22 protein-coding genes are annotated in these 23,235 nt (G+C 72.4%); 10 read left to right on the top strand and 12 right to left on the bottom strand.

The window, feature by feature from the left end; genetic code table 11:
* Nucleotides 1-5: 5 nt before the first annotated feature.
* On the bottom strand, nucleotides 6-1,940 hold the full coding sequence (locus ACH4LD_RS08300) for a PQQ-binding-like beta-propeller repeat protein (protein ID WP_398055435.1): 1,935 nt from the start codon (nucleotides 1,938-1,940) through the stop codon (nucleotides 6-8).
* 235 nt (nucleotides 1,941-2,175) lie between these two features.
* Entirely contained in the window at nucleotides 2,176-3,984 is a 1,809-nt protein-coding gene (locus ACH4LD_RS08305; RefSeq protein WP_398055436.1) for an ABC-F family ATP-binding cassette domain-containing protein, read from the bottom strand.
* 183 nt (nucleotides 3,985-4,167) lie between these two features.
* On the opposite strand from ACH4LD_RS08305, the gene ACH4LD_RS08310 reads away from it, so the two are divergent.
* Nucleotides 4,168-4,761, top strand: a complete 594-nt coding sequence (locus ACH4LD_RS08310) for a Uma2 family endonuclease (protein WP_398055437.1) — start codon at nucleotides 4,168-4,170, stop codon at nucleotides 4,759-4,761.
* Nucleotides 4,762-4,767: 6 nt separating this feature from the next.
* Here the strand turns inward: ACH4LD_RS08310 and ACH4LD_RS08315 are convergent, their stop codons facing one another.
* The 6 genes from ACH4LD_RS08315 to rsmI form a co-directional block, all read right to left on the bottom strand.
* Nucleotides 4,768-5,661 carry a 4-(cytidine 5'-diphospho)-2-C-methyl-D-erythritol kinase gene (locus ACH4LD_RS08315; protein WP_398055438.1) on the bottom strand — a complete coding sequence of 298 codons (894 nt, stop codon included), beginning with the start codon at nucleotides 5,659-5,661 and terminating at the stop codon, nucleotides 4,768-4,770.
* A complete protein-coding gene (rsmA, locus tag ACH4LD_RS08320) occupies nucleotides 5,658-6,527 on the bottom strand; it encodes a 16S rRNA (adenine(1518)-N(6)/adenine(1519)-N(6))-dimethyltransferase RsmA (RefSeq protein WP_398055439.1) in 870 nt (289 codons plus the stop codon). The genes ACH4LD_RS08315 and rsmA overlap by 4 nt, the downstream gene beginning before the upstream one ends.
* A 200-nt stretch (nucleotides 6,528-6,727) precedes the next feature.
* On the bottom strand, nucleotides 6,728-8,092 hold the full coding sequence (locus tag ACH4LD_RS08325) for a ubiquitin-like domain-containing protein (protein WP_398055440.1): 1,365 nt from the start codon (nucleotides 8,090-8,092) through the stop codon (nucleotides 6,728-6,730).
* Nucleotides 8,093-8,245: 153 nt separating this feature from the next.
* Entirely contained in the window at nucleotides 8,246-9,145 is a 900-nt protein-coding gene (locus ACH4LD_RS08330; protein WP_398055441.1) for a TatD family hydrolase, read from the bottom strand.
* Nucleotides 9,146-9,192: 47 nt separating this feature from the next.
* A complete protein-coding gene (locus ACH4LD_RS08335; protein ID WP_398055442.1) occupies nucleotides 9,193-9,606 on the bottom strand; it encodes a hypothetical protein in 414 nt (137 codons plus the stop codon).
* Nucleotides 9,607-9,843: 237 nt separating this feature from the next.
* Complete coding sequence (gene rsmI / locus ACH4LD_RS08340) at nucleotides 9,844-10,692, bottom strand: 16S rRNA (cytidine(1402)-2'-O)-methyltransferase (protein ID WP_030650478.1); 849 nt, start codon at nucleotides 10,690-10,692, stop codon at nucleotides 9,844-9,846.
* A gap of 149 nt (nucleotides 10,693-10,841) precedes the next feature.
* On the opposite strand from rsmI, the gene ACH4LD_RS08345 reads away from it, so the two are divergent.
* From ACH4LD_RS08345 to ACH4LD_RS08355, 3 genes are all read left to right on the top strand, one after another.
* A complete protein-coding gene (locus ACH4LD_RS08345) occupies nucleotides 10,842-12,599 on the top strand; it encodes a dolichyl-phosphate-mannose--protein mannosyltransferase (protein WP_398055443.1) in 1,758 nt (585 codons plus the stop codon).
* Nucleotides 12,600-12,706: 107 nt separating this feature from the next.
* Nucleotides 12,707-14,341: a penicillin-binding transpeptidase domain-containing protein gene (locus tag ACH4LD_RS08350; protein ID WP_398055444.1), complete on the top strand. Its 1,635-nt coding sequence runs from the start codon at nucleotides 12,707-12,709 to the stop codon at nucleotides 14,339-14,341.
* A gap of 96 nt (nucleotides 14,342-14,437) precedes the next feature.
* Nucleotides 14,438-16,105: a penicillin-binding transpeptidase domain-containing protein gene (locus ACH4LD_RS08355; protein WP_398055445.1), complete on the top strand. Its 1,668-nt coding sequence runs from the start codon at nucleotides 14,438-14,440 to the stop codon at nucleotides 16,103-16,105.
* Between the two features lie 20 nt (nucleotides 16,106-16,125).
* On the opposite strand, the gene ACH4LD_RS08360 is transcribed toward ACH4LD_RS08355, so the two are convergent.
* Nucleotides 16,126-16,464, bottom strand: coding sequence for an SsgA family sporulation/cell division regulator (locus ACH4LD_RS08360; RefSeq protein WP_103809895.1), 339 nt, complete (start codon nucleotides 16,462-16,464; stop codon nucleotides 16,126-16,128).
* Nucleotides 16,465-16,613: 149 nt separating this feature from the next.
* Here ACH4LD_RS08360 and ACH4LD_RS08365 point away from each other — a divergent pair, with 149 nt between their 5' ends.
* The 6 genes from ACH4LD_RS08365 (at nucleotide 16,614) to ACH4LD_RS08390 (ending at nucleotide 21,512) form a co-directional block, all read left to right on the top strand.
* Nucleotides 16,614-17,657, top strand: a complete 1,044-nt coding sequence (locus ACH4LD_RS08365) for an energy-coupling factor ABC transporter permease (RefSeq protein ID WP_132785265.1) — start codon at nucleotides 16,614-16,616, stop codon at nucleotides 17,655-17,657.
* Nucleotide 17,658: 1 nt separating this feature from the next.
* Nucleotides 17,659-18,420: a cobalt ECF transporter T component CbiQ gene (gene cbiQ / locus ACH4LD_RS08370; RefSeq protein ID WP_398055446.1), complete on the top strand. Its 762-nt coding sequence runs from the start codon at nucleotides 17,659-17,661 to the stop codon at nucleotides 18,418-18,420.
* Nucleotides 18,420-19,178 carry an energy-coupling factor ABC transporter ATP-binding protein gene (locus tag ACH4LD_RS08375; RefSeq protein WP_398055447.1) on the top strand — a complete coding sequence of 253 codons (759 nt, stop codon included), beginning with the start codon at nucleotides 18,420-18,422 and terminating at the stop codon, nucleotides 19,176-19,178. Before cbiQ ends, ACH4LD_RS08375 begins: the two co-directional genes overlap by 1 nt.
* On the top strand, nucleotides 19,175-19,639 hold the full coding sequence (locus tag ACH4LD_RS08380) for a MarR family transcriptional regulator (RefSeq protein ID WP_132785267.1): 465 nt from the start codon (nucleotides 19,175-19,177) through the stop codon (nucleotides 19,637-19,639). Before ACH4LD_RS08375 ends, ACH4LD_RS08380 begins: the two co-directional genes overlap by 4 nt.
* Nucleotides 19,640-19,824: 185 nt before the next feature.
* A complete protein-coding gene (locus ACH4LD_RS08385) occupies nucleotides 19,825-20,271 on the top strand; it encodes an organic hydroperoxide resistance protein (RefSeq protein ID WP_132785268.1) in 447 nt (148 codons plus the stop codon).
* 80 nt (nucleotides 20,272-20,351) lie between these two features.
* The gene (locus tag ACH4LD_RS08390) at nucleotides 20,352-21,512 is read left to right on the top strand and encodes a serine hydrolase domain-containing protein (protein WP_398055448.1); all 1,161 of its coding nucleotides are present in this window, start codon (nucleotides 20,352-20,354) and stop codon (nucleotides 21,510-21,512) included.
* A 31-nt stretch (nucleotides 21,513-21,543) separates the two neighbouring features.
* On the opposite strand, the gene ACH4LD_RS08395 is transcribed toward ACH4LD_RS08390, so the two are convergent.
* The 3 genes from ACH4LD_RS08395 to ACH4LD_RS08405 all read right to left on the bottom strand — a co-directional run bounded on the left by ACH4LD_RS08395 (nucleotide 21,544) and on the right by ACH4LD_RS08405 (nucleotide 23,224).
* Entirely contained in the window at nucleotides 21,544-21,819 is a 276-nt protein-coding gene (locus tag ACH4LD_RS08395) for a DUF1876 domain-containing protein (protein WP_014673231.1), read from the bottom strand.
* A 74-nt stretch (nucleotides 21,820-21,893) separates the two neighbouring features.
* Nucleotides 21,894-22,739, bottom strand: a complete 846-nt coding sequence (locus ACH4LD_RS08400) for an EamA family transporter (RefSeq protein WP_398055449.1) — start codon at nucleotides 22,737-22,739, stop codon at nucleotides 21,894-21,896.
* Entirely contained in the window at nucleotides 22,736-23,224 is a 489-nt protein-coding gene (locus tag ACH4LD_RS08405; RefSeq protein ID WP_398055450.1) for a YbaK/EbsC family protein, read from the bottom strand. Before ACH4LD_RS08405 ends, ACH4LD_RS08400 begins: the two co-directional genes overlap by 4 nt.
* Nucleotides 23,225-23,235: the final 11 nt, after the last annotated feature.

Here is a 23,235-nt window from a genome sequence, read left to right on the forward strand (position 1 = left end):
CCGGCTCAGTTGCCGAACGCCATCATGAGCTTCTCCTTCGAGTCGTCGTCGCCGGACAGCCGGCCCGAGGAGATGAAGAACCGCCCGTCGGCCCAGTCGACGACCCCGTCGTAGAAGGTGTCCTCGACCTCGGCGGCGCCCTGCGGGTTCTGCAGGAGCCTGGTCGTCCTGTGGGAGGAGCCGGTGACCGGCACCGACACCACCTGGCCTCCCGCGTCGTACGACGGCTGCACATACGCGATGAGCTTGCCGCCCTCGACCTTCACCGGCGCCATCGGCTGGTCCACCGGGGACTTGACCCGCCACTTCGCCTTGCCGTCGGAGAGGCTGATCGCGACGATCTCGTTGGCGCTGACGGTCGAGTCGGTGGGCAGGTAGAGCATGTCGGCGTCGACCGCCACGCCCTGGCAGCCCTGCAACTCGCGTTCGAGGACCGCCCAGCCGCAGCGGGGGGCGAACTTCTCGTTCACCTTCACCTCGGAGCGGAACTTGCCGTCCTTGGTGAACGTGGAGATGTTCCAGGCCTTCTTGTCCCGGTTGGTCAGGTAGACCACGAGCGGGTCGACCGAGTAGGTCCGGGTCACCTCCCAGCCCTTCTTGACCGTCTGGGTCCAGCGCACCTTGCCGGTGGCCGGGTCGAGTTCCTGGATCTCCTCGTGCTCCTTGGCGGTGCCGGCGCCGCAGGAGGCCACCTGGACCAGCCGGCCGGTGCCGCCCGCGAAGGCGGCCGGGAAGCAGGCCGCGCCGTACTTCTTCTTGTCGTACAGCTTCTTGCCGCTGTCGATGTCGTACGCCGTGCCCGACTGCGAACGGCCCACCATCAACGTCTTCCCGCTGACGGTCAGTTCGACGGTGAGCGCACTGTCGAACAGCCCGCCGTCGGCGACCTCGGTGCTCCAGCCCTTCTCGCCGGTGCGCAGGTCGAGCTGCTGGAGCTGGTTGCACTTGGCGCGGTCGCCGCCGCCGCTCATGTAGGCCACGACGATCTTGTCGGCGGCGGACTTCTGCGGGGTGACCGCGCAGATCTTCTGCGGGAGGGCGAGGGGTCCCCAGGCGGTGCCGCCGTCCGCGGTGCGGAACGCGAAGACCTGCTTGTAGGCCGCCTTCACCGCCGTGTCGCCCGTGATCCACATGCCGGGCGCGTCGGCGCCGGAGGCCGGGGCGTCCGGCGCCGGCTTGTACCAGAGCACCTTCGCCTCGCCGGGCTGACGGCCCTCGTTGAGGTTCTCCGGGTCCTCACCGCCGCCGGACGTGGTCGGCGAGGCGGTGGCGGAGTTCTTGGGGTCGTCGCTCTGCTGGGCGACCGGCTTCTTCTCGCCGCCGCCGCTGCCGTCGCCGGTGAGCGCGAACACCGTGCCGCCGATGACGAGCAGCGCGGCCACCGCGGCCCCGATGATCAGCGCGGTCTTCTTCCGCGAGGCCGGCCTGCCGTCGGAGGGCCCGCCGGGCACGGCGCCGGGCACGCCCGGGTACGGCGGCTGCTGCGGAGGGCCGTAGCCGGGCTGCGGGGTGCCGTACGGGCCGGGCTGCTGCGGGAATTGGTGCGGATAGCCGTAGGGACCGGGGGCGGAACCGTACGGGCCCGGCTGCTGGGGCTGCTGCGGATAGCCGTAACCCGGCGGGGGCTGCTGCGGAGGACCGGCGGGCGGCTGGGGCGCGCCGAAACCGCCCTGCGCCGGTGGCGTCTGGGGAGCGGGACCGAATCCGCCCTGCGCCGGTGGCGTCTGGGGGGCGGGACCGAATCCGCCCTGCGCCGGTGGCGTCTGGGGGGCGGGACCGAAGCCGCCCTGAGCCGACGGGTTCTGCGGGGCCGGGCCGAAACCGCCGGGCTGCACAGGCCGGTCCTGCGGAGGCTGGGCCCCCGGAGACTGGTCCTGCGGCGGCTGGTCCTGCGGCGGTCCGAATCCGCCCTGCGGCGGCTGGTTGGGCGGCTGGGTCATCAGCGCTCTTCCCCCTCGTTCACTGATTTTTAGCCACGCCCTGAGGTTCGCGACGGACTCAAGGTCGTTCTCAGACAGTTCTCAGACGGCTCTTTCTATCACCCGGTGCAGACAGCACACGGGGCCGTGTCCTCCCCTGTTCCCAAGGGACGACCGGCCCGTGATGCCCCCGTTACGCGCCTTCACGCCCCCTTCACGCGGCGCTCGCGCCCCCTCCGTGAGCGGGCGTGAAGGATCAGGCGTCCTCCGCCAGTTCCAGCCAGCGCAGCTCCAGTTCCTCGCGCTCCCCGGCGAGATCCCGCAACTGGGCGTCGAGTTCGGCGACCTTCGCGAAGTCGGTGGCGTTGTCGGCGATCTGGGCGTGCAGCTTGGACTCCTTCTCGGAGATCTTGTCCAACTGGCGCTCGATTTTCTGGAGTTCCTTCTTCGCCGCGCGCTGGTCGGCCGCGCTCTTCTCCTGTGTGACCGGCTTGGGTGCCGCGGCGGCGGCCTGCGCGGCGACCGCCTCCTCCATCCGCTGGCGCCGCTCCAGGTACTCGTCGATCCCGCGCGGCAGCATCCGCAGCGTGCCGTCGCCGAGCAGGGCGAACACCCGGTCCGTCGTCCGCTCCACGAAGAACCGGTCGTGGGAGATGACGATCATCGAGCCGGGCCAGCCGTCGAGGAGGTCCTCCAGCTGGGTGAGCGTCTCGATGTCGAGGTCGTTGGTGGGCTCGTCGAGGAAGAGGACGTTGGGCTCGTCCATGAGGAGCCGCAGCAGCTGGAGCCGCCGCCGCTCACCACCGGAGAGGTCCCCGACCGGCGTCCACTGCTTCTCCTTGCTGAAGCCGAACGTCTCGCAGAGCTGCCCGGCCGTCATCTCACGGCCCTTGCCGAGGTCGACGCGCTCGCGGACCCTCTGCACGGCCTCCAGCACCCGCCAGGTCGGGTCGAGTTCGGCGACCTCCTGGGAGAGGTAGGCCAGCCTGACGGTCTTCCCCACGGCGATGCGGCCACCGGCGGGCTGTTCCTCGCCCTCGGTCCGCGCGGCCTCGGCCATGGCCCGCAGCAGCGAGGTCTTCCCGGCGCCGTTGACCCCGACGAGGCCGATCCGGTCGCCCGGGCCGAGCTGCCAGGTGACGTGCTTGAGCAGCACCTTGGGCCCGGCCTGCACGGTGACGTCCTCCAGGTCGAAGACCGTCCTGCCGAGCCGCGAGGAGGCGAACTTCATCAGCTCGCTGCTGTCCCGGGGCGGGGGCACGTCCGCGATCAGCTCGTTGGCGGCCTCGACGCGGAAGCGCGGCTTGGAGGTGCGGGCGGGGGCGCCCCGCCGCAGCCAGGCCAACTCCTTGCGGATCAGGTTCTGCCGCTTGGCCTCCTCGGTCGCGGCGATCCGCTCGCGCTCGGCACGGGCGAAGACGTAGTCGGAGTAGCCGCCCTCGTACTCGTACACGTCACCGCGCTGCACGTCCCACATGCGCGTGCACACCTGGTCCAGGAACCACCGGTCGTGGGTCACGCAGACCAGCGCCGAACGCCGGTTCTGGAGGTGCTTCGCGAGCCAGGCGATGCCCTCGACGTCGAGGTGGTTGGTGGGCTCGTCCAGGACCAGCAGGTCCTGCTCCTCGATGAGCAGCTTGGCCAGCGCGATCCGGCGCCGCTCGCCACCGGACAGCGGGCCGATGACGGTGTCCAGCCCCTTCGGGAAGCCCGGCAGGTCCAGCCCGCCGAACAGCCCGCTCAGTACGTCCCTGACCTTCGCGTTGCCGGCCCACTCGTGGTCGGCCATGTCGCCGATGACCTCGTGGCGGACGGTGGCGGCGGGGTCGAGGGAGTCGTGCTGGGTGAGCACGCCGATCCGCAGCCCGCCGGAGTGCGTGACGCGCCCGGTGTCCGCCTCCTCCAGCTTGGCGAGCATCCGGATGAGGGTGGTCTTGCCGTCGCCGTTGCGTCCGACGACTCCGATCCGGTCCCCTTCCTGCACACCGAGCGAGACACCGTCCAGCAGGGCACGGGTGCCGTACACCTTGCTGACGTTCTCGACATTGACCAGGTTGACGGCCATTTCACTCCTGTGCGCGGGGCTGTTTCGACGCGCGGCTCCGCCGCGGGGGTCAGCCTTCTAGCGTAGGGCCTGCGGGGGTGAGGGCGGGGCGCGAGGGGGTTGTCACTCTTTGTGATGACGTGATCGGGAAAGGGCGGCTACGGTGGGAAGGCAGGCCGCAGGATCCCGTCCATGGGAGGAACCATGACCGCCGAGCCCGCAGAGCACCGCCGTCAGTGGCCGGTGCCACCCCTGGACGGCTACACCGTGGACGACCTGTTCTCGCTGCCGGATCTCCCGCCGCACACCGAGCTGATCGACGGGAGCCTGGTTTTCGTGAGCCCGCAGCGCTACTTCCACTTCGCCGCGATCCACCTGCTGGCGAACGGGCTGCGCAGCACCGTGCCGTCCGACTTGAAGGTCGTATGCGAGATGACGGTGGTATTGGACCGGCGTAACGGTCCGGAGCCCGACATCTCCGTGGTCCGCGCCGAGGCCGTCACCGGTCCGCGCCAGACCCGCTTCGAAGCAGCCGACGTCCTGCTCGCGGTCGAGGTGATCTCACCGGATTCCGAGGCTCGCGACCGCGACACCAAACCGCACAAGTACGCCGCAGCCGGCATTCCCCATTTCTGGCTGGTCGACATGGCGGGCCAGGATGACCACCCTGTCGTCCAGGTGTACGAACGCGGCGAGGCCACCGGTACCTACGCGTTGACAGGCATCTACCACGACCACGTCAAGGTGAGCGTCCCCTACGACATCCTCATCGACCTGACCACCTTCAACCAGTACTGAACCTGCTCAGAGCACCGTCGCCCCCGCCACCGGCCCCACCGCGGTCCGCACCGCCCGGCACGTCCCCGACCCCCGCAGGGCCACGGCCACCTTCTCCGCCGACTCGGCGTCCCGCGTGAGGAACGCCGTCGTAGGACCGGAACCGGAGACCAGCGCGGCGAGCGCACCGGCCCCGCGCCCCGCCTCCAGCGTGTCCGCCAGCTCCGGGAACAGGGACAGCGCGGCCGGCTGAAGATCATTGGAGACGGCCGCCGCCAGCCCCTCCACGTCCCCCTTCGCCAGCGCCTCCAGCAGCTCCGCCGACGCCACCGGCTCCGGGATCTCCCGTCCCTCCGCCAGCCGGTCGAACTCCCGGAACACCGCCGGGGTCGACAGCCCCCGCCCGGCCATCGCGAACACCCAGTGGAAGGTGCCGCCGACCTCCAGCTCGGTCAGCCGCTCACCCCGCCCCACCCCGAGCGCCACGCCACCGACCAGGCTGAACGGCACATCGCTGCCCAGTTCCGCGCAGATGGCGAGCAGCTCGGCGCGCGAGGCACCCGCACCCCACAGCCTGTCGCAGGCGAGCAGCGCGCCCGCGCCGTCCGCGCTGCCGCCCGCCATGCCACCGGCGACCGGGATGTCCTTGGCGATGTGGACGTGCACGTTCGGTTCGATCCCCCGGCGCGCGGCGAGCGCGATCGCGGCGCGCGCGGCGAGGTTGGTGCGGTCCAGCGGGACCTGGGCGGCGTCCGGGCCCTCGCAGGTGATCCGGAGCTCGTCCGCGGGGGTCACCGTGACCTCGTCGTACAGTCCGACGGCGAGGAAGACGTTGGCGAGGTCGTGGAAGCCGTCGGGGCGGGCGGCGCCCACCGCGAGCTGGACGTTGACCTTGGCGGGGACCCGGACCGTGACGCTCACTCGCCGCTCTCCTTGTGTTCCGCGATCCGTGCGAACTCCTCGACGGTCAGCGACTCGCCGCGCGCCTGCGGCGAGACCCCGGCCGCGACCAGGGCCGTCTCGGCCGCCGCCGCGGACCCGGCCCAGCCGGCGAGCGCGGCCCGCAGGGTCTTGCGGCGCTGGGCGAAGGCCGCGTCGACGACGGCGAAGACCTCGGCCTTGGAGGCGGTGGTCCTGATCGGCTCGGCCCGCCGGACGAGCGAGACGAGCCCGCTGTCGACGTTCGGTGCGGGCCAGAAGACGTTGCGCCCGATGGCTCCGGCCCGCTTCACGTCGGCGTACCAGTTGGCCTTCACGGACGGCACGCCGTACACCTTGTTGCCGGGTGCGGCGGCGAGCCGGTCGGCGACCTCGGACTGCACCATCACCAGCGTCCGCTCGATGCTCGGGAAGGTGTCGAGCATGTGCAGCAGCACGGGGACGGCGACGTTGTACGGCAGGTTCGCCACCAGGGCCGTCGGCGCGGGTCCGGGCAGCTCGGTGACGTGCATCGCGTCGGAGTGGACCAGCGCGAAGCGGTCGGCGCGGTCCGGCATGCGCGCGGCGATGGTGGCGGGGAGGGCGGCGGCGAGTACGTCGTCGATCTCCACGGCGGTGACGCGGTCGGCGGTCTCCAGCAGCGCGAGGGTGAGCGAGCCGAGCCCCGGGCCGACCTCGACGACCACGTCGTCGGGGCGGACCTCGGCGGTACGGACGATACGGCGGACCGTGTTGGCGTCGATCACGAAGTTCTGGCCGCGCTGCTTGGTGGGACGGACACCGAGCACCGCCGCGAGCTCGCGGATGTCGGCGGGACCGAGGAGGGAATCGGGGGTGGGGCTGCTCACGGGACAAGGGTACGGGGCCGTACCGGGCCGGATCGCCAGGTGCCCCGCGTCCCTGGGGGCGCGGGGAACTGCGCGGGCGACCACGACGTGCCCGCGGCCGGATGACGGCCTGTGCCGCACGGCGCATCCACACGGCGCATCCACACGGCGCACCCGCACGGCGCACCCGCTCGGACGCGCCGCCCCCTGCCCCCTACCCCCTACCCCCGCAGCCTCGCCCCGCAGTGCGGCCAAGGGCTCGCCCCCCGCCGGATGTACAGCTTCTTCGCCCGGGACGTCTGCTCCTCCGCCGAGGCGTCCTGGGGCCGGCCCTGGCCGCCGAGGCTCTGCCAGGTGCGGGTGTCGAACTGGTACAACCCGCCGTACGTCCCGGAGGGGTCGACCGCGTCGGACCGGCCGCCGGACTCGCAGGCGGCGAGCGCTCGCCAGTTCAGGCGGTCGGCGTCCCGTACGGAGGGCGGCCGGGGCTTGGTGCCCACCTTGATCACCTGCGCGCGCGGCTCCCGCACCACCTCCGACCGCTCGGGGCGCGGCTTCTGCCGTACCCCGTTGACGGTGCGCACGTAGTAGGTGGTCCGGCGCAGTCCCGGCTGTCCGGGCCGCGCGACGACCTCGGTGCCCCGGAAGACCGTGGGGTCCGCGGTCCGCTCCACCGCGAACGGGATCTGCTCCTCGTGGATCTCCCGGGTGCTGCTCACCCGCAGCACGGTCACCGTCTGCCCGTCGCGCGGGAAGCTGTCCGGCGGGACGGAGGTGGTGTCCTGGCCGCGCAGCGTGATCCCGGCCTCCTCGACGGCTTCCCGGACGGTGGCCGCGTTGGTGCGGATGGTGCGGGTCCGGCCGTCCGCCAGGACGGTGACCGCGCGTTCGGTGCGCACGTCGAGCGCGAGCCCGGCGCGTCCGATGGGCCGGGAGCGCGAGGTCGACAGATGCGCGCCCTCGGCGCGCACCCCCAGCTCGTGCAGCGCGCCCTCCACCGTGCGCGCCGTCGTCCACACCTCGCGCCGGCGGCCGTCCAGGGTGAGCCGCACCGGGCGCCCGTACCGCACGGCGACCGCGTCGCCGCTGGCGAGCGCCGTGCCGCGGCCGGGTGCGACCAGGTCGTGGGTCCCCACGCGCACGCCCTCCTCGGCGAGCAGCTCGCTCACGTCGTCGGCGAACGTGTGCAGGCTGCGCTGACTGCCGTCGACGCTCAGCTGGACCGCCTTGTCGTTGGCGACGAAGGCGGTGGTGCCGCCGGCCAGGAAGGCCACGACCAGCGCCTGCGGCAGCAGGCGGCGCACGGTGGAGTCCGGGCGCTCGCCGTAGCGGGCCCTGCGCCGGCGCGGGGCGGGCCCACCGCTCTCCTCGGGCGCCTCGGGAGCCGGCGTCTCGTGGGCCACCGTCCCGGGTGCGCCCGTCGTCCGCCGGGGCAGCGGCGGCGCCGGTTCGGTGACGAAGTACGCCTCTGCCTCGTAGGCGGGCCGGTAGGTGTCCTCATGGATGCCGTAGGGCAGCGTCTCCGCGGTATGGACGGAGGCGTCAGGGCCGTAGGGGTCGTACGTCTCGTACGGCGACGTGCTCACGCCGACACGCTCCAGGGGCCAGAGGGGTCCGGATCGGGCCCCCAGAACCTAGCGGAGCGTCGGTCACTCTCCAAAGCGACTCGACTACGCAGCGTCGTGACACGGACGGGCGGTCAGCACCCCGGGGCGGACGGTCACCCCTCTGACGGACGGTCAGTAACCGAAGGCCCGCGCGGTGTTGGCGGCGAGGGCCGTCGCCAGCGCGTCCTCGTCGGTCCCGCGCACGACGGCCATCGCGCGGACCGTGACCGGAATGAGATACGGGGCGTTGGGCCGTCCGCGGTACGGCGCCGGGGTGAGGAAGGGCGCGTCGGTCTCCACGAGGACCAGCTCCAGGGGGGCGACCGCGAGGGCGTCCCGCAGGTTCTGGGCGTTCTTGAAGGTGACGTTGCCGGCGAAGGACATGAAGTAGCCCTCGCGGGCGCAGATCCGGGCCATCTCGGCGTCGCCGGAGTAGCAGTGGAAGACGGTGCGCTCGGGGGCGCCCTCCTCCTTCAGGATCCTGAGGACGTCGGCGTGGGCGTCACGGTCGTGGATGACGAGCGCCTTGCCGTGCCGCTTCGCGATCTCGATGTGGGCGCGGAAGGACCGCTCCTGGGCGGCCTTGCCCTCGGGGCCGGTGCGGAAGTGGTCCAGGCCCGTCTCACCGACGCCCTTCACCTGCGGCAGCCCGGCCAGCCGGTCGATCTCGGCGAGGGCCTCGTCCAGCGCCGCGTCGCCGCCGGGCTCCCGGGCGCCCTGCCTCGACCACCCGTCCGGGTCGCCGTGGACGATGCGCGGGGCCTCGTTGGGGTGCAGGGCGACGGTGGCGTGGACGTTCTCGTGCGCCGCCGCGGTCTCGGCGGCCCACTGCGAGCCCTTGAGGTCGCAGCCGACCTGGACGACCGTCGTGACGCCCACCGAGGCGGCCTTCGCCAGGCCCTCCTCGACCGTGCCGGACTGCATGTCGAGGTGGGTGTGGGAGTCGGCGACGGGCACCGCCAAGGGCTGGGGCAGCGGCGGTGCCGCGTTCTTGTCGGCGTCCTTGCTGCTCTGACCGGCGTTCGAAGGCATGCTCCGATCCTACGGAAGGCGCACGCCTCCGACGGCCGGTGATCCGCTCAGCCCGCCTTGCGGTGGAACGGGTGCAGGAGGTCGGACAGGTGCCAGTGATGCGGCGCCCTGGCCTGCGCGGCCTGCGTGGGCACCTGCGGCGTCTCGACCGGGCCCGCCTGCGGCACGCGGTGGTGGTGCCGCTCGGCCGGGCCGCGCACCGCGGAGACCTGGCCCGCGCGCATGATCCGCACCACATGGCCGTCGCAGTTGTGGCAGGACGGCCGGCTCAGCGGCGACGGGACGACCTGGTCGTCGGCCACGTACAGCACGAACTCCTCCCCCTGCGCGTTCGTGTGGTGCTCTATCTCGTACGACTGCTCCCAGCCGTGCCCGCAGCGCATGCAGGCGAACGAGTACGACTCGTGAACGACGGCTGTGGCTGTGGCACGGAGGCCGGTCCGCCCTGCTATGTCACTCATGCCAGCTCCCTGTCGGACGGGTGCGTCCCTCTGGACGGGTGCGTCCCTTCGACCAGTGGACGCCTCCACCGGAGCGAATGCAGCAGGTCTGTCGAGTGTTGGAGGCGATTTGGACATCGCTTGCCAAACGGTCGCGAATGAGACGGCTGTGCTTTGCCATCGACGCCAGCCTTTTGCACCCCCATGGGGCGTGCGGAGGCGCTCCGAGGGGCGCGGGGGCCTACATGACGACCCGCCTCACCCGGCGGAGCGCTTGGCCGCCACCACCGCGTCGAACACGACCCTCTTCGGCAGTCCCGCCTCCGCCGCCACCGCCGCGATGGCCTCCTTGCGGCGCTCGCCGGCCTCCTCCCGGACCCGGACGCGGCGCACCAGCTCCTCGGCGTCGAGTTCCTCGGGCCCGGTCTCGGGCGCGCCCTCGACCACCACGGTGATCTCGCCGCGCACGCCCTCCGCGGCCCACCGCGCCAGCTCGGCCAGCGGACCGCGCCGTACCTCCTCGTACGTCTTGGTCAGCTCCCGGCAGACGGCGGCCCGCCGGTCGGCGCCGAAGACCTCGGCCATGGCGGCGAGGGTGTCGTCCAGCCGGTGCGGGGCCTCGAAGTAGACGAGGGTGCGCCGCTCGCCGGCGACCTCGCGCAGCCGGGACAGCCGTTCGCCGGCCTTGCGGGGCAGGAAGCCCTCGAAGCAGAAGCGGTCGACGGGCAGCCCGGACAGGGCGAGCGCGGTGAGCACGGCGGACGGCCCCGGCACGGCGGTGACCCGGACGTCCTGCTCGACGGCGGCGGCGACCAGCCGGTAGCCGGGGTCGGAGACGGAGGGCATGCCGGCGTCGGTCACCAGCAGTACGCGCGCGCCGCCGAGCAGCTCCTGGACCAGTTCCGGGGTGCGGGCGGACTCGTTGCCCTCGAAGTACGACACCACGCGGCCCTTGGGCGTGACGCCCAGTGCCTGGGTGAGCCGGCGCAGCCGCCGGGTGTCCTCGGCGGCGACCACGTCGGCGCCGGCCAGCTCCTCGGCGAGCCGGGGCGGCGCGTCCGCGATGTCGCCGATGGGGGTACCTGCCAGGACAAGGGTTCCAGTCACACCCCCATCCTCCCAGGAGATCCCGGGCCGCTTCCCCGGGATCCGGGGCCGGCCGCGGTGCGGCCGTGAGCGGGACGGAAACCGACCGTGTCCGGACCGGTACCGCGCATGCACGGGACTCGCACAGGACGTTTCCCTACGATGGCGCGGTGACCAGTACCGCGTCCTCCATGGACCTCCGGCAGGACCAGGCACCGCACGACCGCCGGCCGTCGTGGCAGCGTCGGCTGCGCCGATTCGGGTACGCGCCGGCCACGGACGCGCCCTCGGGTGACGTACGCGACCGGCTGGTGCCGCCGTACGCCGAGCCGAGCCCCCGGCTGTGGCGGGGGCTCGGCGTGCCGCCGCTGCTGGCCGAGCGGCTCACGCGCTGGTCGGGCTGGGGCGGGCCGCTGCTGGTGACGTTGATGGCGGGCGTCATGCGGTTCTGGCACCTGGGCAGCCCGCACGCGGTGATATTCGACGAGACGTACTACGCGAAGGACGCGTGGGCGCTCGTCCACCGCGGCTTCGAGGTGAGCTGGGACCGGTACGGCAAGACCGCCAACGACATGGTGCTCCAGCAGCACGGGCACCTGGCGATCCCCACGGACCCGGCGTACGTGGTGCACCCGCCGGTCGGCAAGTACGTCATCGGCCTGGGCGAACTGGTCTTCGGTTTCGACCCGTTCGGCTGGCGGTTCATGACGGCGCTGCTGGGCACGCTCTCCGTCCTGCTGCTGTGCCGGATCGGCCGCCGGATGTTCCGCTCGACGTTCCTCGGCTGTCTGGCGGGCGCGCTGATGGCCGTGGACGGCCTGCACTTCGTGATGAGCCGGACCTCGCTGCTCGACGGCGTGCTGATGTTCTTCGTGGTGGCCGCGTTCGGCTGTCTGGTCGTGGACCGGGACCGGGCCAGGGAGAGACTGGCCGCCGCGCTGCCGGCCGGACCGGACGGGCGGGTACGGCCCGACGAGCGGGTCGCCGACGCCTTCCGCTTCGGGTGGCGCCCGTGGCGCTGGGGCGCCGGTGTCATGCTGGGCCTGGCCGTGGGCACCAAGTGGAACGGGCTGTACATCCTGGCCGCGTTCTGCGTGATGACGGTCCTGTGGGACGTCGGCACCCGCAAGGTGGCGGGCGCGCGCCACCCGTACCTCGCCGTCCTCAAGTACGACACCGGTGCCGCCTTCGTGGCGACGGTCCCGGTGGCGCTGGTGGTCTACCTGGCCTCCTGGACCGGCTGGATCCTCTCCCCGGCCGACGGCACGGGCGGCTACTACCGCAACTGGGCGGCCACCGACGGCAAGGGCGGCACCTGGTCCTTCCTGCCGGACTGGCTGCGCAGCCTGTGGCACTACGAGCACGAGGTGTACAACTTCCACGTCCACCTGGACCAGCCGCACACGTACCAGTCCAACCCGTGGAGCTGGATCGTGCTGGGCCGCCCGGTGTCGTACTTCTACGAGTCCCCCTCCCCCGGCTCCGACGGCTGCCCGGTGGACGCGGGCCAGAAGTGCGCCCGGGAGGTGCTGGCGATCGGCACGCCGCTGCTGTGGTGGGCGGCCTGCTTCGCGATCCTCTACGTGCTGTGGCGCTGGGCGTTCCGCCGCGACTGGCGGGCCGGTGCCATCGCCTGCGGCATCGCGGCCGGGTACCTGCCGTGGTTCCACTACCAGGAGCGGACGATCTTCCTCTTCTACGCGGTCGTCTTCCTGCCGTTCCTGTGTCTGGCGGTGGCGATGATGATCGGCGCGATCGTCGGCCCACGGGGTTCCACCGACACCCGCCGAGTGATCGGCGCCTCGGCGGCGGGCGTCCTGGTCCTGCTGATCGCCTGGAACTTCATCTACTTCTGGCCCCTCTACACGGGCCAGGCCATCCCGATCGACTCGTGGCGGTCGCGGATGTGGCTCGACACCTGGGTCTGAGTCACGGTTTCGACAACTCCGGTCACAGGGGCGGCGCAACCGCTTACAGTGCTCCAACGACCTGTTTTGAACATGTTCAACAGGCTGAACGGGAGGGGAAGCGCGCCATGCGCAACGGGGTCAAGGCGGCCGTCATAGGCGGCGTGTGCGTCACGCTGCTGGGCGGTGCCGGGTACGGGCTGTACAACGTCGCGTCCGCGCTGAACGGCGACGACGGCCCGGGGGGCGCGGCGGCCGTGCGGACCGGTCCGCCCAGTGGCTCCGAGGTGAAGGAGACGACCGGCGCGTTCTTCACCGCCTGGGAGAAGGGCGACGCGACCGCCGCGGCGTCGTACACGAACTTCCCGGAGGCGGCCCAGGAGTTGCTGTCGGCCTACGGCGGCACCGCGCACATCGGCAAGGTGAGGATCACGCCCGGCCGGACCACCGGCGACACGGTGCCGTTCACGGTGCGGGCGACGGTGTCGTACGCCGGCGCCTCCCGGTCGCTCTCCTACCGCAGCGAGCTGACCGTCGTGCGCGGCGAGACCTCGCACCGCGCGCTGGTCGACTGGCAGCCCTCCGTCGTCCACCCGCGCCTGCGCAAGGGGGACACGCTCACCACCGGCGACTCGGCCGCCCCGGAGATCAAGGCCGTGGACCGCGACGGCAAGGTGCTCACCCGGGTGACGTACCCGTCCCTCGGCCCGATCCTGGACGAGCTGCGCCGGCGCTACGGCGACAAGACCGGCGGCCGGCCCGGGGTGGAGCTCGTGATCCGCCATCAGGCGGCGGCGGACGGCAGCCAGGCGGCGGACACCCCGCTGCTCACCCTGGCCAAGGGCAAGCCCGGCAGGCTCCCCACGACGCTCAGCGCGAGCGCCCAGGCGGCGGCCGAGAAGGCCGTGCTGAAGTACCCGAACTCCTCCGTCGTGGCCGTCAGGCCGAGCACCGGCGAGATACTCGCCGTCGCCAACAACCGCGACGACGGCTTCGACGCGGCCCTCCTCGGCGAACGCGCCCCCGGCTCCACCATGAAGATCATCAGCGCGGCGACCCTCATCGACAACGGCCTCACCACGGCGAACGGACCGGCGCCCTGCCCGCCGTCGGCCGTCTGGCAGAGCCAGACCTTCCAGAACCTCAAGGGCATGGTGCCGGACGAGCACGCCACCCTCGCCGACAGCTTCGCCCGCTCCTGCAACACGGCGTTCGTGAAATTCGCGGACGAGGTGAAGGTCGACTCCCTCACCCGGGAGGCCGAGGACCGCTTCGGGCTCGGGCGGAACAACTGGCAGGTCGGCGTGCCCACGTTCGACGGCCGGGTGCCGGCCTCCGGCGGCCCGGACACCGCGGCCAACCTGATCGGCCAGGGCCAGGTCCAGATGAGCCCGCTGAACATGGCGTCCGTCACGGCCACCGCGAAGACCGGCGCCTTCCACCAGCCCCTGATCGTGCCGCTGAAGCTGGACGGCCGCGAACCGGCCCGCGCGCGCGGGCTGTCGCCGGCCACGGCCCAGCAGCTGCGCACCATGATGAACCGCACCGCGCGCAGCGGCACCGCGGCCGGTGTGATGGCCGGGATGGGCGGGGACATCGGCGCGAAGACCGGCTCCGCGGAGGTCGACGGGGAGGCGAAGTCGGACAGCTGGTTCACCGGTTACCGCGACGACGTCGCCGCGGCGGCCATGGTCCAGGACGGCGGGCACGGCATCGACGCGGCCGGACCGATTGTCGCAAGCGTGCTACGGAACGCGGGCTGACGTCACCCGGGAAGACCGGGACTTTAAGGTGATTGCCGTCGTTGGGGAATGTGAGGGCTGCGGGGACCCTGGGAAAGGTGCGGAGGAACTGAGGCTGTGGGCAAGAGAAGGCGCGTCGCCGAGCGACGGAAGACCCGACCCGCCGTACTCGGCGGGATGATCGCCGTGGTGGTCGGCGGTGCCGGGTTCGGCGTCTACGCGCTGTACGACGGCGGTGCCGCGGCCGACGAGCGGTCCGCCGCCACGGCCGGCCACCGGGCCGTCAGGACCGGCCCGCTCGCCGCCACCGAGATCCGCACCGCCTCCACCCGCTTCCTGACCGCCTGGCAGCAGGGCAGGACCGACCGGGCGGCGGACGCCACCGACGACCCCGCCGCCGCCGGGAAGGCCCTCACCGGCTACACCAAGGACGCCCACCTGAAGGACGTCACGCTCACGCCGGGGACGGCGAAGGGCGCCGAGGTGCCGTTCTCCGTGAAGGCGACGGTGGCCTACCGGGGCCTCAGCAAGCCGCTGGCCTACAGCAGTTCGCTCACCGTCGTGCGCCGGGCGAGCGACGGCGAGCCGCTGGTCGACTGGCACTCCGCCGTGGTCCACCCGGAGCTGCGGGACGGCGACACGCTCGTGACCGGCGCGTCCGGCACCCCGCCGGTCAAGGCGCTGGACCGCGACGGCGGCGAGATCACGACCGCCAAGTACCCGTCCCTCGGCACGGTGCTGGACGGGCTGCGGGAGAAGTACGGCAAGAAGGCGGGCGGCACGGCCGGCGTCGAACTGCGCGTGGTGCGCGGCAAGGCGGCCAAGGACGCCAAGCTGTCCGACAAGACGCTGGTCGAGCTGAGCAAGGGCACCCCGGGCACCGTGAGGACGACGCTCAGCCCCGCCCTCCAGGCCGCCGCCGAGCAGCAGGTCGCGGGGCGCGCGCGTGCCTCGGTGGTCGCGCTGCGGCCCTCGACCGGTGAGATCCTGGCGGTCGCCAACAGCGGCCACGGCTTCAACACCGCCTTCCAGGGCTCCCTCGCGCCCGGCTCCACGATGAAGGTCATCACGTCGTCGCTGCTGATCGACAAGGGCCTGGCGTCGGTGGACAAGCCGCACCCCTGCCCCAAGACGTTCACCTACGGCGGCTGGAAGTTCCACAACGACGACGACTTCGAGATCAAGGGCGGCACGTTCAAGGCGAGCTTCGCCCGGTCCTGCAACACGGCCTTCATCAGCCAGGCGAAGAAGCTGAAGAACGACGACCTGACCAAGCAGGCCCAGCAGGTCTTCGGGCTGTCCATGAACAACTGGGCGATCGGCGTGCCCACCTTCGACGGCTCGGTGCCGGTGCAGTCGGCGGCGCAGATGGCGGCCTCGCTGATCGGGCAGGGCGGGGTGCGCATGAACCCGCTGAACATGGCGTCCGTGGCGGCGACCGTGAAGTCGGGCAGCTTCCACCAGCCGTACCTGGTCTCGCCGTCCGTGGACCACCGCACGCTGGCCACCGCCTCGCGCACCCTGTCGCCGAAGACCCTGTCCCAGCTCCGCGAGCTGATGCGGTACACGGCCGCGTACGGCACGGCCGCCGAGGCGATGTCGGGGCTCGGCCCGGACTACGGCGCGAAGACCGGCTCGGCGGAGGTCGACGGGCAGAAGAAGCCGAACGGCTGGTTCACCGCCTACCGGGGCGACCTCGCCGCCGCCGGCGTGGTCCAGGCGGGCGGGCACGGCGGTGACACGGCCGGCCCGATCGTGGCGAAGCTGCTGAAGCTCGGGAGCTGACCGGCCCCGCCCGGCCCCGGTCAGCTCCGTACGGGCTCGACGGTGTAGGTGCGGCGCAGGAACCGCACCAGGGTCTTCGACTCGAACTGCACCACTTCGACCCCGTCGTCGGTGTGGAACTCGACCACCGCCTGGACGCGCCCGCAGGGCCACACGCGGACGTCGCCGCTCTCTGCGGGCGCCCGCAGTCCCCGTTCGAGGAGCGCGCGGGAGAAGGTCCACTCGTGCGGTCCGGGAAGCCCGACCCGGACGGAGCGGGGATCGGTGTCCGGGTCGTACCGCAGCACGACGGGTACGGCCCCCGGGTCCTCCTCGTCCGTGACGATATGAGCGCGCGCGTACTGTTCGACCACAGACATCGGACCGCCCTCTCACGCACCGTGACGTATGCGAAAGCCGTGCATCCGCTTTCTCTCAAGAGTCGCACATTTTCCGGATCGCGCCCCGGTGGGAGACGAGACTCGGTCTCTCTTGCAAAAGGTTCGCAACAAGGGCCTAAAATCGTACGGTGCATGTACCTGACGGATTCATCGACGCCCCGACCTCCGCGGTCACCGGAGTGGTCGCCGCGGGCGCCCTCGCGGTGAGCCTGCGCGGCGCCCGCCGTGAGCTCGACGAGCGGACCGCCCCGCTGGCGGGTCTGGTGGCGGCGTTCATCTTCGCCGTGCAGATGCTCAACTTCCCGGTCGCGGCCGGGACCAGCGGCCACCTCCTGGGCGGAGCACTGGCCGCGATACTCGTCGGGCCCTACACGGCGGTCCTGTGCGTGTCGGTCGTGCTGCTGATGCAGGGCGTGCTGTTCGCCGACGGCGGGCTGACCGCGCTCGGCGTGAACATCACCGACATGGCGATCGTCACCACGGTCGTCTCCTACGCCGTCTTCCGCGGCCTGCTCGCCGTGCTGCCCCGCAAGCGGCGCTCGGTGACCGTGGCCTCCTTCGTCGCCGCGCTGGTCTCCGTGCCGGCCGCCGCGGTCGCCTTCACCCTGATCTACGCGGTGGGTGGCACCACCGACGTCTCCATCGGCAAGGTCGCCACCGCGATGATCGGCGTCCATGTGCTGATCGGCGTCGGCGAGGCGGTCATCACCGCGCTGACGGTCGGCGCGGTCATCGCCGTGCGCCCGGACCTGGTGTACGGCGCCCGCGGCCTGCGGCAGAGGCTCCAGTTGCGGGTGAACGGCGCGCTGGTGGACGCGCCCGCTCCCACGGCGCCCGTGGCGGCGCGCACCTCGCGGCGCACGCTGTGGGTGACCGGTCTCGTCACCTCCCTCGTCCTCGCCGGCTTCGTCAGCTTCTACGCCTCCGCGAACCCCGACGGCCTGGAGAAGGTCGCGCACGACAAGGGGATCGACAAGAAGGCGAAGGAGCACGCCACGGCCGACTCCCCGCTCGCCGACTACGGCGTCAAGGACATCTCCGACGCCCGCCTGTCCGGCGGCCTCGCGGGCGTGATCGGCGTCGGCGTCACGGTCGTCGCCGGCAGCGCGGTGTTCTGGGTGCTGCGCAGGCGCCGCAGCGACGACGTCTCTCCCGTGAACACCGGCGTCTGACGTGGGGGCGGGACACGCGCACCGGCTGTACCGGCACGGGCACTCGCCCGTGCACGGTCTGCCGCCGCACACCAAACTGGCCGCCGCGTTCCTGTTCGTGGTGGTCGTCGTGTCGACCCCGCGCGAGGCGATGTGGGCGTTCGGGGTGTACGCCGTGCTGCTCGCGGTCGTCGCGTACACCGCGCGCGTGCCCGCACGTTTCCTGCTCGGACGGCTGCTGATCGAGGTGCCGTTCGTCGCGTTCGCCGTGCTCATGCCGTTCGTGGCGGAGGGCGAGCGAGTGCACGTGCTCGGGCTCTCGCTCAGCGTGAACGGGCTGTGGGGCGCCTGGAACGTGCTCGCCAAGGGCACCCTGGGTGTCGCCGCCTCCGTGCTGCTGGCGGCCACCACCGAGCTGCGCGAACTCCTGCTCGGGCTGCAACGGCTGAAGCTGCCACCGCTGCTCGTCCAGATCGCCTCCTTCATGATCCGCTACGGCGACGTCATCACCGACGAGATGCGCCGGATGCGGATCGCCCGTGAGTCGCGTGGCTTCGAGGCGAAGGGCGTCCGGCACTGGGGGGTGCTCGCCAAGTCCGCCGGCGCGCTGTTCATCCGTTCCTACGAGCGCGGGGAGCGCGTGCACCTCGCCATGGTGAGCCGGGGGTACGCCGGTTCGATGCCGGTCATCGACGAGGTGACCGCGTCCGGCGCGCAGTGGCGGCACGCCCTGGCACTGCCCTGCGCCGCCCTCGTCGTCTGCCTGCTGGGATGGATGCTGTGATGGTTCCCGTGACTGCTTCTCTGGAGGTCTCCGGCCTCGCCTTCGCCTACCCGGACGGACACCAGGCCCTGTTCGGGGTGGACTTCTCGATCGCGCGCGGCGAGCGGGTCGCGCTCCTCGGCCCGAACGGCGCCGGCAAGACGACCCTGGTGCTGCACCTCAACGGCATCCTGGGGGGCGGCACCGGCACGGTGACCGTGGCCGGGCTTCCGGTGTCCAAGCAGCACATGGCCGCGATCCGGCAGAAGGTCGGCATCGTCTTCCAGGACCCGGACGACCAGCTGTTCATGCCGACCGTGCGGGAGGACGTGGCGTTCGGTCCGGCCGCCGCCGGTATCAAGGGGGCCGCGCTGGAGGATCGGGTGCACACCGCGCTGGAGCGGGTCGGGATGCGGGAGTTCGCCGACCGGCCGCCGCACCACCTCTCCTTCGGGCAGCGCCGCCGGGTCGCGGTGGCCACCGTGCTCGCCATGGAGCCGGAGATCCTGGTCCTGGACGAGCCCTCCTCCAACCTGGACCCGGCCTCGCGCCGCGAACTCGCCGACATCCTGCGCTCCCTGGACGTCACGGTCCTCATGGTCACGCACGACCTGCCGTACGCCCTGGAGCTGTGCCCGCGCTCCCTCATCCTCAGCGACGGCGTGATCGCGGCGGACGGCCCGACCGGCGCGCTGCTGTCCGACGAGGAGCTGATGCGGGCGCACCGGCTGGAGCTGCCGTTCGGCTTCGATCCGAAGTCCGTGACAATGGGCGCGTGACGAACGAGGACCCTGCCGTCGACGGCTCGCTGCTGCTCGACGACCAGTTGTGCTTCGCGCTGTACGCCGCCCAGCGGGCCGTGACCGCCGCGTACCGCCCGCTGCTGGAGGACCTCGGGCTCACCTATCCGCAGTATCTGGTGCTGCTGGTGCTGTGGGAGCGCGGCGAGACCAGCGTGAAGGAGCTGGCGCACGCCCTGCGGCTGGACTACGGCACCGTCTCGCCGTTGCTGAAGCGGCTGGAGGGGGCGGGCCTGGTGCGCAGGGAGCGTGCGGCGGACGACGAGCGCTCGGTGCTGGTCGCGTGCACCGGGCGCGGCGAGGAACTCCGGGAGCGCGCGGCGCGCGTACCCGGCGCGCTGCTCACGACCACGGGGCTCGGCCCCCAGGAGATCGCGCGGTTGCGCGAGGAGTTGTGGAGACTGACCGAGCGCGCCGACGCGGCGGCGGACCGGTACTGATGGCGGCGGCGGGCCGGTATTGATTCCCCGGCGGGCCCGTACTGATTCCCCGGCGGGCCGGCACCGGTCCGGCACCGAGCACGCGTTACCCGCGGTTGCGCACCCCTGCCGGACCCCCCTGACCTACCGGCCAGTACCTTGTGCACGATGTACTTGTGCGCCACTTGTTCCGGGGGAGGCCGGCCATGACCGAGGGCACCGCTGTCGACACGCGTCCGACGAAGATCATGTACGTCGCCGAGGCCACCGCCCACGGCGGCCGGGAGGGCCATGTCACCAGCCAGGACGGGCAGATCGAGCTGAGGGTCGCAATGCCTCCGGCGCTGGGCGGCGACGGCAACGGCACCAACCCGGAGCAGCTGTTCGCGGCCGGGTACAGCTCCTGCTTCCACAACGCGCTGATCATGGTGGGCAACCGCGAGGGCTACGACCTGACCGGCTCCACCGTGGCCGCGAAGGTCGGCATCGGCCCGAACAAGCACCGCGGCTACGGCCTCGCGGTCGCCCTCAGCGTCTCCCTGCCGGTGCTGGACGCCCAGGTGGCGGCCCGGCTGGTGGACGCCGCGCACGAGGTGTGCCCCTACTCGAACGCGACACGCGGCAACATCGACGTAACGATTCTGTTGGGCTGATCCCACCGAGGAATCGCAGGCGTCCACCCCGTGTTCCACCCACTGTCGCAGGAGACGGACGAGCGGAAGGGGCGGCGGGCGTGGACGTGAACGGCACTGTGGCCGAGGGCTTCGAGCCGGTCAGGGAGGCGTTCGCAGCGAACTTCACGCTGCTCGGCGAGCGCGGAGCGGCCGTCGCCGTCTACCGGGACGGACACCGGGTGGTGAACCTGTGGGCCGGCACCCGGGACGTGAACGGGACGGCTCCCTGGCAGCCCGGGACCGCGCAGATCGTGCGCTCCGCCACCAAGGGCGTCGCCGCGGCCGCGCTGCTGCTCCTGCACCAGCGCGGCGAACTGGACCTGGACGCCCCGGTCGGCACGTACTGGCCGGAGTACAAGGCGGCCGGCAAGGAGCACACGCGCGTGCGGGACCTGCTCGCGCACCGCGCGGGCGTGCCCGTGCTGGACCGGCCGCTGACCCCGGCCGAGGCCGCCGACCCCGACCTGGGCGCCGCCGCCGTCGCCGCGCAGGCGCCGGTGTGGGAGCCGGGCACGGACCACGGCTACCACGCCCAGACCTACAGCTGGCTCACCGGCGAACTGCTCCGCCGGGTCACCGGCCGCCCGGCCGGCGACTGGATCGCGGACGAGATAGCCCGGCCGGCCGGCGCGGACCTCTGGCTCGGCCTGTCGGCATCGGAGCAGGCGCGCGTGGGCCGTGTCGGCCCGGTGGACGCGCCCGAGACCGCGGGCGGCCTGAAGACCCGCCCCAAGCGGGCGGTGGCCGAGGCCTACGCCGACCCGGACTCGCTGACCCGCCGCGCGTTCGCCGCGATCACCCCGCTCCCCGACGAGAACGACCCCGGCTACCGCGCCGCCTCCCTGCCCGCCTCCAACGGCATCGCCACGGCCGACGGACTGGCCCGCTTCTACGCCTCGCTCATCGGCGAGGTCGACGGCGGGACCCGGCTGTTCACCCCGCGGACCACGGAGCTGGCCCGCACGGAGCAGTCCGCCGGACCGGACCGGGTCCTGGTGGTGGGCACCCGCTTCGGCCTCGGCCACATGCTGCACGGCGCCGCGTCCCCGCTGCTCACCCCGGGCTCCTTCGGCCATCCCGGACGCGGCGGCGCGCTCGGTTTCGCCGACCCGGACACCGGCATCGCCTTCGGCTACGTCACCAACGGTTTCCGGCAGAGCGTGACGGCGGACCCGAGGGCGCAGGCGCTGGTACGAGCGGTCCGCACGGCGCTCGCCTGAACCGCGCGCCCTCGGCGCACGCCGGCGCGTGTCACACGTGGATCGGGTGCGAGGTCCGTCCGGACGCCTGGTCGATCTCCTCGTGGGCCTTGGTCAGCAGTTGCATGGCGAGTTCGTTGAGGGCGCGGGCACCGGCGATCTCCTCGCCGACCCGGGGCTGGTTCGCGTCGACGTTGTGCCGGCTGGCACGGCCGTGGGCCCGCACCTCGGAACCGTCGGGCAAGCGCACCAGCGCCGCCGCGCGCGTGTGCTGATCGTCCTCCATGAACTCCATCTCGATGTGCCATCCCACAGCGGTGTGCATCATGACGACCACCTCCGAAAACCGCTGCTTCCAGGGTGCGCCACGGCACCCCGGCCCGTCATGTCGGCGCCGCCGCGCTAACCGGCCCGCAGCATCAGCCCGATCCCCAAGACCACCAGGCCCGCCGCCGCGATCCGGGGCGCCCCGAAGCGCTCCTTGAAGAACAGCGCGCCGATGGCCGCGCCGACGATGATGGACGACTCGCGCAGGGCGGCGACAGGGGCGAGCGCGGCCCGGGTCTGGGCCCACAGCACCAGGCCGTACGCGGCGACCGACAGCGCGGCGCCGAGGAACCCCAGGGCGGCGTACGGCCGGAGCAGCCGGACCGTGCCGGCACGCGCGCGTGCGTACAGGAAGGCGGGCAGCACCGCCCCCTGGACGGCCATGAGCCAGGCGATGTAGCCGAGGGACGTGCCCGAGGCCCGTACGCCCATGCCGTCGATGACGGTGTACGCGGCGATGGTCAGGCCGGTCGCGAGGGCCGCGCCGATCGCCGCCCAGTCGGGCCGCTTCCCGCGCAGCCCCCACAGCCCGACCCCGCTCAGCCCCAGGCAGGACACGGCGATGCCGGCGCTCGCCCAGGCGCCGGGCACCTCGTGCGCGAAGACGGCGGCGAGCACGGTGACCACGAGCGGGGCGCTGCCGCGCGCGATGGGGTACGCCTGCCCGAAGTCGCCCAGCCGGAAGGAGGTCATCAGCAGCGCGTAGTAGGCGATGTGCACGGCGGCCGAGGCGAACAGGTACGGCCATGCGGGGCTCGCCGGGAACGCGGTGAACGGTGTCGCCGCGAGCCCGATCAGCAGCCCGCCGCCGGAGATCAGGGCGAAGCCGACGAGCTTGTCGGTGATGCGGTGCGCGATGGCGTTCCAGCTGGCGTGCGTGACGGCGGCGAGCAGCACGGCCGTCGCGACCAGTGGCGTCACGCGCGCTGCTCGCGCACGTCCACCAGGGTGGCGCCCGCGTGGGCGACGAGTTCCTTCGGCTCGATCGGGAAGACGGTGTACGGCGTGCCGGCCGCCGCCCACAGCACGTCGTGGGCGAGCAGCGAACGGTCGGCGAGGACACGCGTGCGCGTGCGGTGTCCGAAGGGCGGCACCCCGCCGATGGCGTACCCGGTGGTCTCGCGCACGAGCCCGGCGTCGGCCCGGGTGACCTTCCCGGCCCCCAGCTCCTGCCGCACCCGCTCGACATCCACCCGCGAGGCCCCGTCCATGAGCACCAGCACCGGCACCCCGTCGGCGGCGAAGACCAGCGACTTGCAGATCTGGCTCAGCTCGCACCCGATGGCGGCGGCGGCCTCGGCGGCGGTCCGGGTCGCCTCGGGGAAGCTCCGGACCCGGGTCAGCAACTCCCCCAGTCCCGACTCCTCCACGGCGGCGGCGAAACGAGGATGAGCGGTCGTCGTCATACGCGCACGCT

Origin of the sequence: Streptomyces sp. NPDC017676 (assembly GCF_044329325.1) — a bacterium.
Taxonomy (GTDB): Bacteria; Actinomycetota; Actinomycetes; order Streptomycetales; family Streptomycetaceae; genus Streptomyces.